Origin of the sequence: Sedimenticola hydrogenitrophicus, from assembly GCF_025175675.1 — a bacterium.
GTDB lineage: Bacteria > Pseudomonadota > Gammaproteobacteria > Chromatiales > Chromatiaceae > Sedimenticola > Sedimenticola hydrogenitrophicus.
On record NZ_JANIOA010000026.1, the window covers coordinates 32,577 to 49,838 of the forward strand.

General features: G+C 63.0%; 19 protein-coding genes. 4 read left to right on the top strand and 15 right to left on the bottom strand.

Annotation, left to right across the window (positions count from 1 at the left end; all coding sequences use genetic code 11):
* Positions 1–178: 178 nt before the first annotated feature.
* Both NPX02_RS14220 and NPX02_RS14225 read left to right on the top strand, forming a co-directional pair.
* Entirely contained in the window at positions 179–1,084 is a 906-nt protein-coding gene (locus NPX02_RS14220; RefSeq protein ID WP_260294413.1) for a hypothetical protein, read from the top strand.
* Positions 1,085–1,214: 130 nt separating this feature from the next.
* Positions 1,215–2,000 (top strand): type IV pili methyl-accepting chemotaxis transducer N-terminal domain-containing protein, encoded by a 786-nt coding sequence (locus NPX02_RS14225; RefSeq protein WP_260294414.1) that lies wholly within the window; start codon positions 1,215–1,217, stop codon positions 1,998–2,000.
* Between the two features lie 52 nt (positions 2,001–2,052).
* Here the strand turns inward: NPX02_RS14225 and NPX02_RS14230 are convergent, their stop codons facing one another.
* The 15 genes from NPX02_RS14230 to nifV form a co-directional block, all read right to left on the bottom strand.
* Positions 2,053–2,547, bottom strand: coding sequence for a nitrous oxide reductase accessory protein NosL (locus NPX02_RS14230; protein WP_335342574.1), 495 nt, complete (start codon positions 2,545–2,547; stop codon positions 2,053–2,055).
* A gap of 65 nt (positions 2,548–2,612) precedes the next feature.
* Positions 2,613–3,293 carry a nitrous oxide reductase accessory protein NosL gene (locus NPX02_RS14235; protein ID WP_260294415.1) on the bottom strand — a complete coding sequence of 227 codons (681 nt, stop codon included), beginning with the start codon at positions 3,291–3,293 and terminating at the stop codon, positions 2,613–2,615.
* An 87-nt stretch (positions 3,294–3,380) separates the two neighbouring features.
* Complete coding sequence (locus NPX02_RS14240; RefSeq protein WP_260294416.1) at positions 3,381–3,869, bottom strand: TlpA family protein disulfide reductase; 489 nt, start codon at positions 3,867–3,869, stop codon at positions 3,381–3,383.
* Positions 3,866–4,873, bottom strand: coding sequence for a hypothetical protein (locus NPX02_RS14245; RefSeq protein ID WP_260294417.1), 1,008 nt, complete (start codon positions 4,871–4,873; stop codon positions 3,866–3,868). Before NPX02_RS14245 ends, NPX02_RS14240 begins: the two co-directional genes overlap by 4 nt.
* A gap of 2 nt (positions 4,874–4,875) precedes the next feature.
* Positions 4,876–5,553, bottom strand: a complete 678-nt coding sequence (locus NPX02_RS14250) for an ABC transporter ATP-binding protein (protein ID WP_260294418.1) — start codon at positions 5,551–5,553, stop codon at positions 4,876–4,878.
* 4 nt (positions 5,554–5,557) lie between these two features.
* Positions 5,558–6,688 (bottom strand): ABC transporter permease, encoded by a 1,131-nt coding sequence (locus NPX02_RS14255; RefSeq protein ID WP_305792889.1) that lies wholly within the window; start codon positions 6,686–6,688, stop codon positions 5,558–5,560.
* Positions 6,688–6,990 (bottom strand): hypothetical protein, encoded by a 303-nt coding sequence (locus tag NPX02_RS14260; RefSeq protein WP_260294420.1) that lies wholly within the window; start codon positions 6,988–6,990, stop codon positions 6,688–6,690. Before NPX02_RS14260 ends, NPX02_RS14255 begins: the two co-directional genes overlap by 1 nt.
* Positions 6,991–7,345: 355 nt before the next feature.
* Positions 7,346–8,194: a PA4780 family RIO1-like protein kinase gene (locus tag NPX02_RS14265; protein ID WP_260294421.1), complete on the bottom strand. Its 849-nt coding sequence runs from the start codon at positions 8,192–8,194 to the stop codon at positions 7,346–7,348.
* 135 nt (positions 8,195–8,329) lie between these two features.
* A complete protein-coding gene (clpX, locus tag NPX02_RS14270; RefSeq protein ID WP_260294422.1) occupies positions 8,330–9,649 on the bottom strand; it encodes an ATP-dependent Clp protease ATP-binding subunit ClpX in 1,320 nt (439 codons plus the stop codon).
* Between the two features lie 242 nt (positions 9,650–9,891).
* Positions 9,892–10,818, bottom strand: coding sequence for a nitrogen fixation protein NifM (nifM, locus tag NPX02_RS14275; RefSeq protein ID WP_260294423.1), 927 nt, complete (start codon positions 10,816–10,818; stop codon positions 9,892–9,894).
* A complete protein-coding gene (locus NPX02_RS14280) occupies positions 10,818–11,273 on the bottom strand; it encodes a nitrogen fixation protein NifZ (protein WP_260294424.1) in 456 nt (151 codons plus the stop codon). Before NPX02_RS14280 ends, nifM begins: the two co-directional genes overlap by 1 nt.
* Positions 11,257–11,604, bottom strand: coding sequence for a nitrogenase-stabilizing/protective protein NifW (gene nifW, locus NPX02_RS14285; protein ID WP_260294425.1), 348 nt, complete (start codon positions 11,602–11,604; stop codon positions 11,257–11,259). Before nifW ends, NPX02_RS14280 begins: the two co-directional genes overlap by 17 nt.
* Positions 11,605–11,636: 32 nt before the next feature.
* Positions 11,637–12,164 carry a hypothetical protein gene (locus NPX02_RS14290; RefSeq protein ID WP_260294426.1) on the bottom strand — a complete coding sequence of 176 codons (528 nt, stop codon included), beginning with the start codon at positions 12,162–12,164 and terminating at the stop codon, positions 11,637–11,639.
* 2 nt (positions 12,165–12,166) lie between these two features.
* The gene (gene cysE, locus NPX02_RS14295) at positions 12,167–12,949 is read right to left on the bottom strand and encodes a serine O-acetyltransferase (RefSeq protein WP_260294427.1); all 783 of its coding nucleotides are present in this window, start codon (positions 12,947–12,949) and stop codon (positions 12,167–12,169) included.
* On the bottom strand, positions 12,946–14,100 hold the full coding sequence (gene nifV, locus NPX02_RS14300; RefSeq protein WP_260294428.1) for a homocitrate synthase: 1,155 nt from the start codon (positions 14,098–14,100) through the stop codon (positions 12,946–12,948). The genes cysE and nifV overlap by 4 nt, the downstream gene beginning before the upstream one ends.
* 730 nt (positions 14,101–14,830) lie before the next feature.
* Here nifV and NPX02_RS14305 point away from each other — a divergent pair.
* Positions 14,831–15,457 (top strand): response regulator, encoded by a 627-nt coding sequence (locus NPX02_RS14305; RefSeq protein ID WP_260294449.1) that lies wholly within the window; start codon positions 14,831–14,833, stop codon positions 15,455–15,457.
* A complete protein-coding gene (locus tag NPX02_RS14310; RefSeq protein ID WP_260294429.1) occupies positions 15,457–17,208 on the top strand; it encodes an ATP-binding response regulator in 1,752 nt (583 codons plus the stop codon). The genes NPX02_RS14305 and NPX02_RS14310 overlap by 1 nt, the downstream gene beginning before the upstream one ends.
* Positions 17,209–17,262 lie beyond the last annotated feature (54 nt).

A 17,262-nucleotide genomic window follows, 5' to 3' on the forward strand; every position in this document is an offset into this window, starting at 1 on the left:
GGGCAGAGCGTCGCTATCCGCTTGAAAGAATCCGCTCCCGGTTGCGAAAAATCCGCTTATGACACCGAACGGCTCAGGGATGGGGAATTATGGACGCTAAGGGGTTGATCACCCGGGATACCGGACTTGGTACTTTCAGAACCGGTCTGAAAATCAACAACTAAGGAGAACGTCCCCGATGCGAATTATTGCCACCTTTGCCTGCCTGAGCCTGTTGTTCGCCGCACCCTCGGCCTACACCGCCGGGTCGGATAACCAGGAACTGCAGGGCCTGGTCGACCAGCTGCGCGAACTGACCGAGCGGGCCCGCCAGCAGCGGGCGGCCGATCGCTGGCTGCTGAACGAACTGGAGGAACTGGTCAGCCGCCACGACTGGCCCTGGCGCAATGAACTGCTGAGCGAGGACTTCGCGGACGGCGACTATGACCAGAATCCCCGCTGGCAGGTGCACTCCGGCCGCTTCTGGGTGGACAGCCGGCTGGGGCTGCGTTCGCGCAGTGAGGCGGCCAGCGACCCGGCGCAACCACCGAAAAAAGCGGAACAGAAGCAGGACCTGGGCAAGGCGTTGCTGGGGGCCCTGCTGCAGGATGCGCTACGTGGCGACAACGACAGCCGAGGCCGGGAAGAGCGCCGCGAGGAATCCCGCGAACAGCCCCACCAACCGGCCGAGATCCGCTTGCCATTGCCGGTCCCCCCGGTCTTCGACCTGCAGATCGAGCTATCCGCGCACAATCCACCGAGCGAGGCCGGGCAGATCGAGTTCAGTCTCGACCAGGGGGAACTGGGTGATACCGGCTACCGGCTGGTGCTGATGCTGGGCGAGCGCGGTAGCCTTGAGCTGCTGAGCCGGCTCAACGGCCGCACCCGGGTGATCGAACGCCTGGAACTGGATAATATAGGCGACGGTCGGACCCACGCCATCGAATGGCGCCGCGGCCCCAACGGCCGGATCGAACTGCTCCTGGACGAGCAGCCCCTGCTCCAGGTCAGCGACCACTCCTTCCGCCACCCCTTCAGCCAACTCGCCATCCGCAACCAGGTGGGGGACTTCGCCATCGGCAGCATCCGCCTGTACGGCAACTAAGGGGCGTTGTCAGGGTGACCGACCACGCAGAACCGGCAATCACCCCATGGTGCAAGCCCATCACGGCTTGCGTTGTCGGCAGGGAAGGCGATATAAATTTAATTCGCGACAGATCCGGAGAGTCAGATAGATGATCATGAAAGGCGTACGGACCGTGGTATACGGACTGCTGATCCTGCTGTGCCAGCTGCCGCTGGCCCAGGCCGCCACGCAGATCAACCTGGCGGAGGCGATCAATATCGCCGGGCGCCAGCGTATGCTCAGCCAGCGCATCGTCAAGTCCTACCTGCAGATGGGACAGGATGTCCGCTACCGGGTAGCCAAGGGCCACCTCAAGGGGTCGATCATCCTGTTCGAACAGCAGCTCAACATGCTCAAGGGGTTCAGCCAGGACCCGGAGACCCAGCGTGGACTCGCCCTGGTGGAGCAGCTCTGGAAACCGGTCAAGGCCATCGCCAGCGGTCCGGTACAGCGGGAGAAGGCCGAGGAGCTGAGGGCCAATGCCGAACAGCTGCTGGCGGCCGCCCACCAGGTGGTGCTGATCCTGACCGACCAGTCCGGCACCCAGCAGGGCCACCTGGTCAATATCGCCGGCCGCCAGCGCATGCTCAGCCAACGCATGGGCAACCTCTACATGCTGATGAGCTGGAAGTTCGACGATGAGCTCTACCGCCAGGACTACCAGGCCGCCACCGAGCAGTTCGACAACGCCCTGCAAGAGCTGAGCTATGCCAACGAGAACACCCCGGAGATCGGCCGGATCCTCGACCAGGTGAGACAGAACTGGGGCCTGTACAAGTTGAGCAACCGCATGGGCGAGGGCGAGTTCGTGCCGGGGCTGGCGGTGCGCATGCTGGACAAGATCCTGCTGCAGATGAACGAGGTGACCGGGCTCTACGCCGCCCTGCCCCGGTAGCCGGCACCGCGGCCGGATTCGACCACGCCCGCCGTCCCCTGCCGGGCCAGACCTACTCGAACACCCCGCGGTCGAGCCTCTCCAGCAGCTCCGCCGTCACCTCATCCCGGCGCAGGATCCTAACCCCGCGGTGATCGCGCAGGAACTCCTCGGCGTCCTCCCGCGTCTCCAGCGGGATCAGCTCGTGCCCCATCGGACCGAGCACGTCCGAGCCGATCACGTACCAGGCCGACCCGGCATCGATGCGGCCCAGGGTGTAGTACTCGGTCACACCGATGGTGTCGATCTCCTCGCTGCGGTGTCCCGGCGCCCAACGCGCCAGGTCCAGCAGATACTTGAACAGGTCCTTGGCGCCGTCGAAATGGTGCAGGTGACCGTCGCGATAGCGCACGCTGGCCACCCAGGCCGGATACTTGGCGACGAACATGCCGCACACCGGGCAGGTGTCGTCCGCCCGGGGCGGCGCTATCTCCACCGGCCCCGACAGCACGGGCGGCACACCCAGCAGCAGGAGCACGCTTACCAGAATTTTCGACGTCTGCTTCAAGACACTTCCCCACTTACCGGTTGGCGCGGCAGCCGGTCACAACCGGCCGCCGCGGGCGCACTGCTTCAGCCGCCACTCTTTTTCATCTGCATCATCTTCCTGACCTTCTCTGCCCGGCGCTTGCGGATCATCAACGTATCCTGCGCCATGCCAAGGTAGGCCGCCTTCAGCCCTTCGTCGAACGAGGCCAACTCCCCACCCTGCTCCGCCTGGGCCGCCCGCGCCGCCTCCGCCGAAGCGAATGCCATCTTGCTACTCGCAGTCATGGTGCCCTTGAGTTTTGAGCCGAGCAGATAAGTCGCCGCATCCACATTGACCAACGGTTTGACTTTTTCGGCCGCACCAAAATCCGCGGCATAGATCGCCTTGGGACCGCGATCGAGATTGAGCGACAGGCTGATGGCCAGGCAGTGGATGGAGCAGGTGCCGTCCACCAGGTCGTCGTCATACTGCACCAGGTGGCGGCTGTGCTGCCACTGGGTGCGGTTCATGCCGCAGTAGGGACAGGCGGGATACTTCTCCAGTTCGTTCTCCAGCGGAGCGGCGTCCGGTGCCCGCTTCGGGATAAACTGCAGCGGCGTGCCGTCCCCCTGACACGCCTCGCCGGACGCTTTCACCCAACCTTTGCCCGGCACCATGGCGCCGACACCGGGACCGGCAACCACCGGCCCCGCCAGGCTGCCGAGACCGGCCACCGCCAGCAGTTTCAACACGCCACGTCGATCCAGCATCTTCTCTTCACACATTACGTCTCTCCCTATCAATCGCTAACTCTGCGGTGTTATCTGACAACGCCGGACCCAAACCGCAGGTCGGACCGGCCCTTGATACGTTTACATCAGACTCCTGATGAGTCGTTCCAGCTGATCCGGGGACGCGCCACCCAGCATCCGCGCATGCAATCGGCCACGCCGGTCGAGGAGATAGATAACCGGCAGCGCCGAGACGCCGTAGCGCCTGGACATTTCGCCACCGCTATCGAGCAATACCGGGTAACTGATATCCAGACCCGCCAGGTAGGCGCGGACCGTTTCACGGGGCTGCTGCAGATTAATGGCTAGGACCTCCAGCCCCCGGTCTCGGTAGCGCCGATAGAGCGGCTCGGATTCCTGCAGCTCCTCCCGGCAGAGCGCACACCAGTCGGCCCAGAAGTGGATCAGCAGCACGCGCCCCCGATAGGCCACCGGAAACTGCACGCCCCCTCCCGCGAACCGCACCAGATCGACCGCGGGCACCTCCTGTCCGATAGCCAGTGGTTGGTCCGTGGCATCACAGGCGGTCAGCAACAGCGGCAACAGCAGCCACGACAACCAGCGCGTCACCACCACACCCCCTGCATCACCAGGGGCGAGCTGTAGACGAACCAGCCGGCCGCCAGATAGAACAGCAGGAACATGCCCAGCGAGCGGCGCACCAGCCGGCTCGCGCCGTCCGCCACCGCCGCGTCCAGGCTGGGGATGTGCCGCCAGGGCGCCACCACCGCCACCCCCAGAGCCCAGGCGGTGGCGGCGAACAGCGGGATATAGAGCAGATAGCCGGCAAAGCCGTGCCCGGACTTGAGGATGCAGAACGGGCAGTGATGCTCGGGGTGGGCGTAGATGTAGGGGGAGATCACCGACACGATGGCCGCCAGGGCGATGCCGAACGCCAGCAGCGCCAGCAGGCCGAACAGCGGACCGCCGCGGCGGGTGCGCTGGAAGCGCAGGCCGGCGGCGAGCACCAGCACCCCGGACAGCGCCAGGCCCCACACCGCCAGCGCCGGGGAGAGCGCGGCCACCTCCCCGGCCACGCCCCGGGCATTGGCGGAGAACAGCGAGCCGCAACAGGAGGTGATGACATCCGGGCGCAGTTCCAGGAAATAACGCAGCTGCAGCCCAGTCTCCACTGCCACAAGGGGTACGATAAGCAACAGCAGGCGATACTTGAGGCGGACCAGCGGGTAGTCATAGCCGCGGTTGTCCAGCGCGTTCAGGATCAGCCAGCTGGCGCCGCTGAAGAAAATGGCGATCTTCAGCAGCAGCGTCGGCCAACCCCAGGCATTGACGTTCAGCACCCCGGTGGCGCACATGGCACCGACGAACTGACCCGACATCGCCTCGGCGTTGTAGACGAACAGCAGCAGCGACACCAGCTCGGCGGCGAACGCCCAGGCCAACAGGGTGGAGATCAGGTAGGTGCGCCGCTCCAGCCGGAGTTGCCGTTCGCTGCCGCTGCTGATATCCCAGTGGCGCAGCAGCTGAATGGCGAAACCGGCGGCGAGCAGCAGCATCGACAGCACCACGCCGGAGACCAGGATCAGCACCATGGTTGCCGGGTTGAGCAGCATGGTCAGCCTCCCACCACCTGACCGTCGCACAGCTCGATCACCCGCTCCACCACCGGTGAGTCGAACACCACCGGGTCGTGGCTGGTGATCAGCACCGTCCGGCCGGACTCGCGCAGCCGGCGGATCTGTTCCATGAAGTCGCGGGAGAGCCGGGTGTCAAGGTTGGCGGTCGGCTCGTCGGCGATCAGGATCCGCGGATCGTTGATCAGGGCGCGGCAGATGGCGACCCGCTGTGCCTCGCCGCCGGACAGCCACTGCACCGGGTTGCGCGCCTTGTGCGCCAGGCCGAAGCGGTCCAGCAGCGCGCTCGCCGTGGCGGTGAGTTGCCGGTGGTCGGGCGCCAGGGGATAGGCCGGCAGCATGATGTTCTCCAGCACGCTCAGGCCGCTGATCAGGTTGAACTGCTGGAAGATGAAGCCGAAGGTGTGACGGCGGATATCGGTGAGAAAGCGCTCCGGCAGGCCGGAGAGCAGGCGCTCGCCCAGGTGAATACGTCCCGCGGTGGGCCGCGACAGGCAGCCGATCATGGAGAGCAGGGTGCTCTTGCCCGATCCGCTGGCCCCCTTGAGACAGGTGACCCGGTTCGGCTCGATGCTCAGGGAGACGCCGCGGATCGCCTCGTGGGCGTTGGGGCGCCCCTGGTTGAACACCTTGTGTACATTCTCCAGGACGATGCGCATGGGCCTACCTCATCACCGCGTCGGGATCGGTCACCGACACCTGCCAGATCGGAATGATGGTGGCCACCACGTAGGGAAACACGCTGAAGAAAAACAGCGTGGCGACCTGCAGTCCATCGATCACCGGGGTGAGGCGGAAGGCGGGGTAGAGCACCGCCCAGCCCTTCAGCACCGGTTCGAACAGGCTGGCGGAGGCGTGGAACACATGCAGATAGGCCAGCAGGTAGCCGAGCAGGAACGCCATCAGGGAGAGGATGGCACCCTCCCAGAACTTCATCCGCAGCACATCGCCGGTCTCCCAGCCGACCGCCTTGAGGATGCCGATCTCGCGTCGCTCCTCCGCGCTCAGGCCCGAGGCCTTGTCCCAGGCGAAGATGACAAACGCCAGGATCGCGCCCAGCAGCAGCACGAACAGGATCCCCTGGCGCCAGGAGAAGATGGAGTCGTAGGTGCGCAGGATCTCCTCGCGCAGGATCGGCCGGGTGTCCGGCAGGCGCAGGGTGAGCTTCTCGGCGATCTTCGCCAGCTCCAGGGGGTTGCTCACCGACAGCACGATATCGGTGTACCAGCCCTCGGCCACGCCCTGGCTGACCCGGAAGGCACGTTCCGACATCAGCACCAGGTCGGCGCTGAACAGCTCCGTATCGCTCGCCAGCAGCTCCCTGACCCGGAAACTGTAGGCCTCCCCGTCGTGGGCGCGGAAGGTGAGGTAGTCCCCCGGGCCGATGCCCCGGGTGCGGGCGATGGCGCTGCCGATGATCACCTCGCTATCCGCCAGCCGCCGCTCCGGCGCCACCATCAGGGTGTAGTTGGCCCGCACCGCCGGGTCGTAGAAATAGCCCCACAGCCGCCCCTTGCGGGCGGTCACCCCGCGCAGGCGCCCGATCTTTCGCAGATAATCCGCCGGGATCAGGGCATGGCGGCCGGCCTCGATGCGCTGCAGGATGATCTCCGGCGACGCCTGCAGCACCTGCCCCATCTCCCGCTTCAGGGCATGCGTGAACAGCATCACCGAGGCGAGCATGAAGACGATCAGGCTGTAGACCAGCAGCAGGCCCAGGTTCTTGCCCTTGCGCCGCAGCAGCGAGGCGATGATGAAATCCAGCAGGTAGCGCTGGTGCCGCAGCCATCCCATCACTCGCCCCTCCCGTGAGTCGCCGGGCGTGGCGGTGCCAGCAGCGATCCGCTGGGGAAGTGTTCCAGCGCCATCGGATGATCCTGGAAGGCCGAGTGCAGATCAGCCTGGGAGAGGTGCCGGGTGTAGCGGGCCTCGGTAAACAGCGCCGGATCACTCAGGCCCAGCTCGCTCACCAGCCTGCGGACAGGGTCGAGCCGCTCCGCCGCCGCCTGCGGGGAGCGCGTGCTGCCGGCCAGCGTCCACAGGAACAGCCCCGCCAACAGGGCGAGGAGCGACAGGAGAGGATCTGACTTACGCATAGAGGGAGGTTCGGTGGCCGCATCAACACAGGTAGAGGGTTAATCTACCGGCTGGCGAAACCGCTGAACATTGATAACCGTCAATCGTTTCTGATAACCATCAATTAGATAAATATAGAGTTTTTGATCGTGTGATATGCCACAGGGGGGCGCTTCAATCAGGTCTTATGACCTGTTTTTGTGGCGGTCGCGGCGGGTTGAGAAAACGGTGGGTTACGCGGCGCCCGGGTATTGTCGTGGTCTGGAAGTGGGGTGCCTATGCGCCGCTAACCCACCCTACTAACTCGGATTTTATTGGGTTACGGTGCTACAAGCTCGCCCGACCGGCTACGCATCCGCGATCCGGGAGTCGTAATCAACCCGCCTCGCGCAGGCGTTCCCGGCGGGATTGCTCCTCGACCCGTGCCGCGTTGATTTCATCCAGTACGGCAACCACATCGGCGACCTGCTCGGACGCCTCGAAGCGGCCGGTGAGCGGCACCTCCGGGTGTAACCGGCCATTTTCGTACAGTGCCCAGATCTCTTTGGCGTACTGGCTCTCCAGCAAGTCTGGGGCATACTGGGCATAGTAGCCGGTGATGCTGTTTACATCCCGTTCCAGCATCGCCTGGGCGTTGTTGTTGGCCGCCGCGTTCACCGCCTGCGGAAGGTCGATAATCACCGGACCGGACGCATCCACCAGGACATTGAATTCGGACAGGTCACCGTGTACCAGTCCGGCACAGAGCATGCGCACCACGAAGCGCATGATGATCGCATGGCCCTCCCGTGCCTGCTCCGCGGACATCGACAGATCGTTCAGGCGCGGCGCCACCTGCCCCTTGTGATCGGTTATCAGTTCCATCAGCAGGACGCCGTCAAAGCAGCCAAAGGGTTGCGGGACACGTACCCCGGCACGCGCCAGGCAGTAGAGCGCATCCACCTCGGCACTCTGCCAGATCCGCTCTTGTTCATCGCGGCCGAACCGGGAGCCCTTCTCCATCGCCCGGGCGCGGCGGCTATTGCGCACCTTGCGGCCCTCCTGGTATTGCGCCGCCTGCTTGAAGCTGCGTTTGTCCGCCTCCTTGTATACCTTGGCACAACGGGTTTCGCCACCGCATCGCACCACATAGACGGCGGCCTCCTTGCCGCTCATCAGCGGGCGGATCACCTCATCCACCAGGCCGTCGTCGACCAAGGGCTGGATTCTTTTAGGAATTTTCATGGCGCCCTTATACGCCGATTGCGCAGCGGATGGAATAGAGCCGGCGGTCTGGACAGAACGGCGGTCGGCGGTACGGGCGGCAAACGGAGCGCGGATCGCCACGCCCCGCCATCCTTGGGAAGAAACCACCCGGGATCAGCGCCCCGCGGCTTCCCCGACCAGCTCCCGGGGGATATCCGCATCCGCGACAAGGGTGGGCTCCTCGGTTCCCAGCACCACCTGTTCATCCACCAGGCACCCGGTGACGCCCTGGATCGACGGAATCTCATACATGATCCTGCGCAACAGCCCCTCCAGGACGGCCCGCAGTCCGCGCGCCCCGGTGCCGCGTTCGATCGCCTGGCGGGCGATCAGGCGCAACGCTTCCGGGGAAAACTCCAGCGCGACCCCCTCGTACTCGAACAGCCGCTGGTACTGGCGGATCAGGGCGTTGCGCGGTTCGGTGAGAATCCGCAACAGCGCCGCCTCATCCAGGTCGTGCAGTGCGGTGATGACGGGAAAGCGGCCGATGAACTCGGGGATCAGGCCGAAATGGCGCAGATCGTCCGGCTGTACCTGCTCGAACAGGCACGCCGGGTCATAATCCGCGCCGGCGGCCGCGGGTTCGGCATGGAAACCGATCCCCCCGCCACCGCTGCCCAGGCGTTTCTCCAGCAAGCCCTCCATCCCGGCAAAGGCGCCGCCGGCGATGAACAGGATATGGCGGGTATCCAGCAGCAGATCGCCCCCCTGCCCCTTCGCACCCTTGGCACTCAGCTTGACCCGGGCGCCTTCCACCAGTTTCAGCAACGCCTGCTGTACCCCCTCGCCGGAGACGTCGCGGGTACCGTGGGATGACTCGCCGGCGCGCGCCAGCTTGTCGATCTCGTCGATGTAGACGATCCCCCACTCCGCCAGCTCCAGGTTACCCTCGGCGCTGTCCACCAGGCGCGCCAGGATACTCTCCACGTCATCCCCCACATAGCCCGCCTGGGTCAGGGTGGTGGCATCGGCAATCACGATGGGGACGCCGACGATACGCGCCAGGGTACTGGCCAGCAGGGTCTTGCCGGTGCCGGAGGGGCCGAGCAGCAGGATGTTGGATTTTTCGATCTCCACATCCGGATTGCAGACCGGCATCTTCGGGCCCGCCTGCTCCATGCTCAGCCGTTTGAAATGGTTATAGACCGCGACCGCCAGGGTCTCCTTGGCCAGATCCTGACCGATGATATAGCGATCCAGTTGCGCCTTGAGTTCGACCGGCTTGAGCAGGTTCTGCAACGGCTTGGCGGCCGCCCGCTTGCGTCCCCAGCTGCCGACCACCTGGGAGGCCAGGCGGACGCACTCCTCGCAGATGTGCCCCTCTTCACCGGCGATCAGCGGAAGGTCCGGACTCTGTTCCTGACCACAGAATGAACAGTGCGCTTTTAGCTGGCTCACGGGCTTCACCTCTCCGGGCAGCAGTGACGCTGCCATGTTTGAATGCGGGCAGGTAACTACTCACCCGGTCAGTAAGCGATTGGCCTGCCTTGTTGGCCGATCTTGATGGCGCCTCGAATCCGGCCCTTTTTTCAGATTCAAGCCTGCCCTTGTTTGAGCGAAGCGAGTTTGGGCAGGCGCTGAAAATGGGGCCGGATTCGAGGAGACAAGCCATCATGTGAGGCCGGCAAGGCAGGCCAATCACCCATGCGTAGTTACCGGGCATGGTTGAATTTGACTCATGACCGGGCATACCGGTCCCCGGATAGCGGCCTCGGCGCGGGCGTTTCGCTCAAGGGGGCAGGGTCCCGCTCCGGCAGGGCGGCCAGCCACGCCTTCTGACGGTTGCGCCGCTGGCGCTCCTGGAGCAGCTGGCGAATCCGCGCCTGCGCCCGGGCCAGCGGCATACGCTTGCCCGGCTTGATCTTTTCACACAGCAGGATATGAAGACCCATCTCCGTCTCGATAATCGGGCTGATCTCCCGCGCCTGCATACTGAACAGCATGGCGTCCAGTTCGGCATAGAGCTGCCCCGGCCTGACATCACCCAGCGCGCCCCCCTGCATGGCGGTCGGGCACTCGGAGTAGCGCTTGGCGAAATCGTGGAACCGGTTCACCCGCCCGGACAACTTCTCGACCAGCTGCTCCATCCGGGCGCAGGCCGCGGCGCGGGTATTTTCCGGGAAGTCGGGATTCACGGTGATCAGGATATGCCGTGCCACCCGCTGTTCCGGAGCCTCGAAGCGTTCCCGATGCATCTCGTAGAACAGGCCGACATCGATGTCGCTGACCCCGGGGCTGGCGGCGGCGACCCGTTGCAGAGTTGCGTCGAACAGCAGCTCGCGATGCAGGGCGCGACGCAATCCGGCCTCGTCCAGGCCATTGACCCCCAGGTCCTGGAGATACTCCTCCCGGCTGGCATAGCGCGACAACAACTGCTCCAGCGAGGCGTCCAGCTGCGCCTCGGAAATAACCAGTCCCCGGGCCTCGTCCGCCGCCAGCACCCGTGACTCCAGGTCAAAGCTCCTGGCCGCCTGGTCATGCACCTGGCGATACTCCTCCGGCGCCAGTTGCGCCAGGTTCCTGCCGAAACCGTGCAAGGCGTTGCGCAGCAGATGGTAGCTGAACTCGGAGCCGCTATCGGGTTGCCTGTCGGAACCGCTCATCAGGCCTCCTCGGGTTCGCCCGGCGGAAAGTCGAGCGCACACTCCGGAACCTGCAGGGTGCGGCCACTGAAACGGACATGATAGGCCGGGCCGTTCTCCTGCTCGCGCAGGACCTTTTCCACTTCGCCGCAATCACCGGGGCGGGCAATCACCTCACCCTGAATGGCCAGCGGCATGCGCGGCGTGACCTTGTCCCTGAATTCGAAACGGGTCGGCACCCAGGGATCGCTGGCCAGCTGCAACTCCGGCTCCCGGCAACCCACCATGCATTGACTGTCGATGAAATCCACCGAGTAGATGATCTGATCCTGCAGGAAGGTACCGACATCACGCACATAACCGACACTGCCACGGCGCACCAACAGGCGGCCGGTCGGCTCGCCGGGATAGGTGCCGTCATTGCGCACGTTGCGGATCACCCGCACCGCCTCGCCATATTCAAATCTTGGTCGCATGCGCGGCTCCCTGTTTAAACAGTTCGCTCAGCGGCACCTCCACGCTGAACGGTTCTTGCATACGAAAGACCTTGAACACCTTTTCGGTGCGGGCGTCCGAGGCGACAAAATCGTTATAGGCGCTGTCGAGCAGGCCGGCGTAAAGGGCGCGGCGCGCCACCTCGCTCTCGGGCATCTCATCCAGGTCATCGAGGTAGTCGTGAAAGCGCTGCAGAATGTGCAGCCGGTTGACCTGTACCACCGCCGGGTCGTAAGCCACACCCAAGTACTCCAGAAACTCCTCCGCACTGCTGAGCTCTTCCAGGTCCAGATCAAATTCGCTGTCACTCATCTTCTATCTCCCGATTGAAATTCAATATGCCGTCAGGTCGCACTCAGGTGGGTCCGGGGCGCCCGTCTCCCCAGTGCATCACGCGCGATGCTGAGCAGGCTTTTGGCACCCAGGCGGTCCCGGCTGTCCAGTTCCGCCACCTTCTCCAGACGCTCGATGGCCGAGTCGTAGCGGCCCAGCCGGAACTCCAGATAACCGGCCCCCTTCAGCGCCAGCATGTAAAAGCGAATCAGGGCCATGGAGATCATCACCCCGCTGCCGATGCGCAGCTCGGTGATCTCACGCCAGTTGTCCGGCAGTTCGAGCCGTTTCGCGAACACCGCCAGCACCCGCTCGGCCACCATCAGGGCCTCTTCCAGACGGTGCTGGTAATAGAAATAACGGTACAGCGCCACCAGCACCATCGGGTGTTCCGGCTCCAGAAAGTAGGCCCGCATCAGCGACCGCTCGGCGCGGCCCTCGGCATACTGTTCGGCGGCGCAATCCAGACACCGGCTCGCCTCATCCGTAAGCGGCTCGTCGAAGTAGAGGTCCCCGGCTTCAAAATCCTGCATATCCATAATCATCTCCTTTTGCCCTCGCCCGCCGTTTCGCAGACCTGGTTCGCATCACACTCGTCACACCCCTGTGCCGGCCGGGCATCCGCCAGCAGGGCATCATGCATGCCCACCTGCCGCTCCAGGCGGCCGATGCGCTCCAACAGGCAGTTGACGGCATCGGCCACCGGATCGGGAATGATATGGTGATCCAGATCGATGCCCCGGCTGGGGGCCACCCGCTTCGGGCCGACCACCTTGCCGGGAATACCGACCACCGTCCGCCCCTCCGGTACCGAGGCGATCACCACCGAGTTGGCGCCGACGCGCGCCTGGCGGCCGATATGGATGGGCCCGAGAATCTTGGCCCCCGCACCGACCACCACCTGGTCGCCCAGGGTGGGGTGACGCTTGCCCCGGCTCCAGGAGACACCCCCCAGGGTGACCCCGTGATAGAGGGTCACATCGTCCCCCACCTCGGCGGTCTCGCCGATCACCACGCCGGCCCCGTGATCGATAAAGAACCGCCGGCCGATGGTGGCGCCCGGATGGATATCGACACCGGTCCAGATGCGCCCCACGTAGCTGATCAGCCGCGGCAGGTAGCGCCAGCCGCGCCGCCACAGGCGATGGGCGATGCGGTAGAGCATGATGGCGTGCACCCCCGGATAGGTGGTGATGATCTCCAGGCGGGTGCGGGCCGCCGGGTCGCGTTCAAAGACGCAGGCGATATCCTCGCCGATGCTGCGCCAGACCGAGTCTCCGCGCGTCCACGGCATCGCCGGGTTGATCAGTTCGCTGCTGTTCATTGTGGCCGCCGCTCCTTGTGGGCCTGATTGACGTCGAAATAGAACTGGCGCAGTTCCTGATCCGCCGGTGGCCGCTTGTGCAGGACGGTGTAGCGCCTGACCAGCAGCAGCAGGGACTCCGCCTGCTGGCGGGTCAGGTGGATGCTCATATCGGCGTAGGCCTGGATCACCGCGTGGCTGCCGGAGTGCTTGCCCAGCACAATCTGGTGCTCGCGCCCCAGTTCGGCCGGATCGATCCCCTGGTAGTTGCGCCGGTCCTTGATCAGGCCATCCACATGGATACCCGCCTCGTGGGTGAAGACACCGGCCCCTACCAGGCTCTTGTGCCAGCCGACACTGCGCCCGGAGGCCAGCTCCACCAGTTGCGAGACGGCGGAAAAGTGCGCCATGTCGATCTCCTGGCCCTGCGCGTAAAAGCGTCGCAACCCCATCACCACCTCTTCCAGGGGGGCATTGCCGGCCCGCTCGCCCAGGCCGTGCACCGTGGTGTTGACATGCGTCGCCCCGCCGCGGATCGCCGCCAGGGTATTGGCCGTGGCCAGACCGATATCATCATGGGCATGCATCTCGATCTCCAGGTCGCAGATGCGCCGCAGATCGGCCATGGTTTCGCACACCTGGAACGGCTCCATGATGCCCAGGGTATCGGCAAAGCGGAACCGGGCCGCGCCGGCCTGCTCGGCCACCTCCACCACCTGCCAGAGGAACTCGGGATCGGCACGCGAGGCGTCCTCACCACCGACGCATACTTCCAGGCCCAGCTCCTGCGCCTCGCCGGTGCAACGGACGATCTGCTGCAGCAGCCATGCTCGACTGCGCCCAAGCTTGTGGTAGATCTGTTGATCGGAGACCGGGATGGAGAGATCGACCCGCCGCACCCCCAGGTCACGGCACTCGGCGATGTCCTGGCTGTGCATCCGGCACCACACCATCAGCTGCGCATGCAGCACCACCTCGGCGACCGCGCGGATGGAATCGCGCTCCTCATGCCCCATGGCCGGAATGCCCACCTCAAGTTCGGGCACGCCCAGTTCATCCAATGCACAGGCGATGGCCAGTTTCTCCTCCAGGGTGAAGGCAACGCCGGCAGACTGCTCGCCATCCCGCAGGGTGGTGTCGTTGATCGTGATCTTCGCTGTCTGTGTATGCATGGATCTCTCCTCTACCAGGAGCTAGTGCAAACAGTGTGCCAGACGAAATACCCCCACTTTTTCAACAAGATAGTTTTGTCTGAAACAGCAATTTATGTAGGGTTTGGGGCGATTGTCGCAAACCGGACAAGGGCGCTTTCCACCAGGGGGGTTGCCCCTACGACCATCCCGGCCTTCCGTTCATTGACCCGTGCGCCGGATTCTGTGCGACCCACCGTAGGGGCAGGCCCCTGTGCCTGCCCGCTCCAAAGCCGCTCCCGGCCATGCCTGGCGCACACAAAAAAATGCCGCAACGGGGTTGCGGCAAAAGATGGGGTTCGGGTCAACCGCCGTGTTACCCGGTCACATTCGGGTGCACGATCTTTGTTATCAGGCGTATGTTGGTGCAAATTCCTGCCCGGGTTCGTCGGCCGGCGCATCGCCATTCCAGTAGGGGGAGAGCTTGCGCAGCCGCTCGACAATCAGTGGCACCGCCGCCGGCAGTGACGACCATCACGGCTTCGCCACCACGTTCCGCTATGAGTGGTGACTGTACCAAATCGGTAACACCCATAAATGTTTAAAATCCAGACCGCGCAGAACGCAGCCAACACCAGCCAGCTCTCGCACCACTTGTTGTAGACCTTTGTAATCTCGGAGAACGGCTTGAGATTGATCAGAAACACGCCGATCTGCGTCGCGCTGGACAGCCATGATGGTTACTGGCATAGTCCTTAACGAAGTCCGCAGGATGTATCCAATTAGCCCCGTGCAGCCATTCCATATTCTCCTTATCGATGACCATGCCATGTTTCGTACAGGATTACGGATGATCCTGGAAATGGAAATGACGCAGATGGCGGTTTCCGAGGCCGAGTCGTTGGCGGAAACATTTGACATGTCTGCGGCGCCCGACTTGATTCTGCTCGATATCCAGCTGCCGGGTCTGAACGGTCTCGAGGCGATGGCTTCACTCAAACAGCGCTGGCCCGGGTCTGCGATTATCGTCGTATCGGCTCTGCATGCTACCAGTAATGTCGAATTGGCTTACGAGCAAGGTGCTGCCGCTTTTATTTCCAAAACAGAACCTTCAGCCAACATCGTCAGGATTATTGAGCAGATACGGGGTGGGCAAGCTTCCGATATATCTGAAAAACAAAAAACCACAACCCGGAAAGAAAGGCCGCGCCTGACGCCTCATCAATGTGATGTGCTTGAACTATTGTGCCGGGGGCATCCCAATAAAGTGATTGCCCGCAAATTGGATCTTTCGGAAAACACGGTTCGTTGGCATGTGCAGGCTTTATTGGAAATACTGGATGCCAGTTGCCGCTCTGAGGCGATTTTTTTGGCCTGTAGCAAGGGCCTGATTCTATAATGCAACTTTCTGAGTCACGCATACTTTCGGAACAACTCAAACTCTCTTTCAGGCATATCATCAATTCGGCAGCCCCTCCTCCCTTGGTGGCCGTACTGATGGTGTGGGCACTTTCCGATCAGAGTAATCTACAGGCACTCATAATCTGGTGCGCAGCCACGCTCTTATCCGGTTTTGCCTATATCTATGAAGCCCGAAAACAGTTAGCGACAAATATTCCCCCGGAAAATGCCCGGCATGTGTTGAAGCGACTGATCATTGTCAATATCGTGTCCGGCGCCTGCTGGGGAGGACTGCCTTTAGCGGCATTTGCCCCTGCAGATGCGGCCAGCAGTATTCTGGTTGTTACTGTGATTACCGGGGTGGCAGCTAACGCGATGGCGACTCTGGCGCCTGTGTTTTCTGCCTACGCGGCATTTGTTCTTTTTGAAATGGCGGGCCTGATCTGGGTGTTACTCATGGTCGGCGAAACGGCCTACACCGCTCTCGCTATAGTGGGCGCATTGTATCTGGTCAGTTTACTTGGCATGGCAAGTAATGGCGCAAAAACAACTCGATCAACAATCATTTTACGTTTTGAAAATAGTGATCTGGTTGAGCGGCTGAAACAGGAAAAGGCATCGACACTGGCCGCCTATCGTGAGGCCGAGCAAGCAAATCAAGACAAGTCCCGCTTTCTGGCAGCGGCCAGCCATGACCTGCGCCAACCGGTTCATGCCCAAGGGCTGTTTATGGATGTACTCGTTCGAAGCGGCTTGGCTGGCACCCAGCAAGATCTGCTGAACAGGATTCGGGGTTCCTGGCGGGCGTCCACCGAGATGCTCGACGCTTTGCTGGACATTTCGCGTATCGAAGCCGGTGTGGTCGAACCGCAACAACGTGTTTTTCATCTGCACCCCCTGCTGACTAAACTGGAAATCGAATTCGGGCCACAGGCCGATCGTAAAGGGTTGGTATATCGCTGCCGTGAAACGATGCTGGCAGTGGAATCCGACCCGGTGCTGGTTGAACTGATGTTGCGCAACCTGATAGCGAACGCGATCCGTTATACCGAACAAGGCGGCATCTTGATCGGCTGCCGCAAACGAAACGACAAGGTGCTACTCGAAGTTTGGGATACCGGTATCGGCATGGCGCCCGAGCAACAACGCGATATCTTTCAGGAGTTCTATCAGGTCGGCAACAGCGAACGGGACCGGCGCAAGGGGCTGGGGTTGGCCATTACCGATGGCCTGGCGCAAGTGCTTGAACACCCGTTATCGCTGGCGTCCAGACTGGGGCTTGGCAGTGTTTTCCGGCTGGCCTTGCCGCTGACGGACAAACCGGTTGTCATTGAAAGTGTTGACCAACAGCCCATTCAATCAAGGCGGCTGGGTTTGAGTGTGCTGGTCATTGACGATGATGAAGCCGTACTGGCTGGCATGCAGCAATTACTCAGCGCGTGGGACTGTGACAGCAAAGCCGCCGACTCACTTGCGCACGCCTTGCATCTGACAGAAACCTGGCAGCCGGATCTTGTCATCAGCGACTACCGCCTGCGTGAGCAGAAAACAGGCGCAGACGTAATTAAGCAGTTGCGCGACCGGCTGGGGCGAAACCTGCCGGCTATCCTCATCACCGGCGACACCGCTCCCGCGCGAATACGCGAGGCTGAGGCCAGCGGCATACCCCTGCTACACAAACCGGTGGCCGCCAACCAGCTTTATCAGCGAATTATCGCTTTGACGCCTTCCACTAAACTAATTGGTTAGAGCATCAACCCCTAGGTGTCGGAGTCAAACCAGCCACCCGCCGTGCGATCAGCT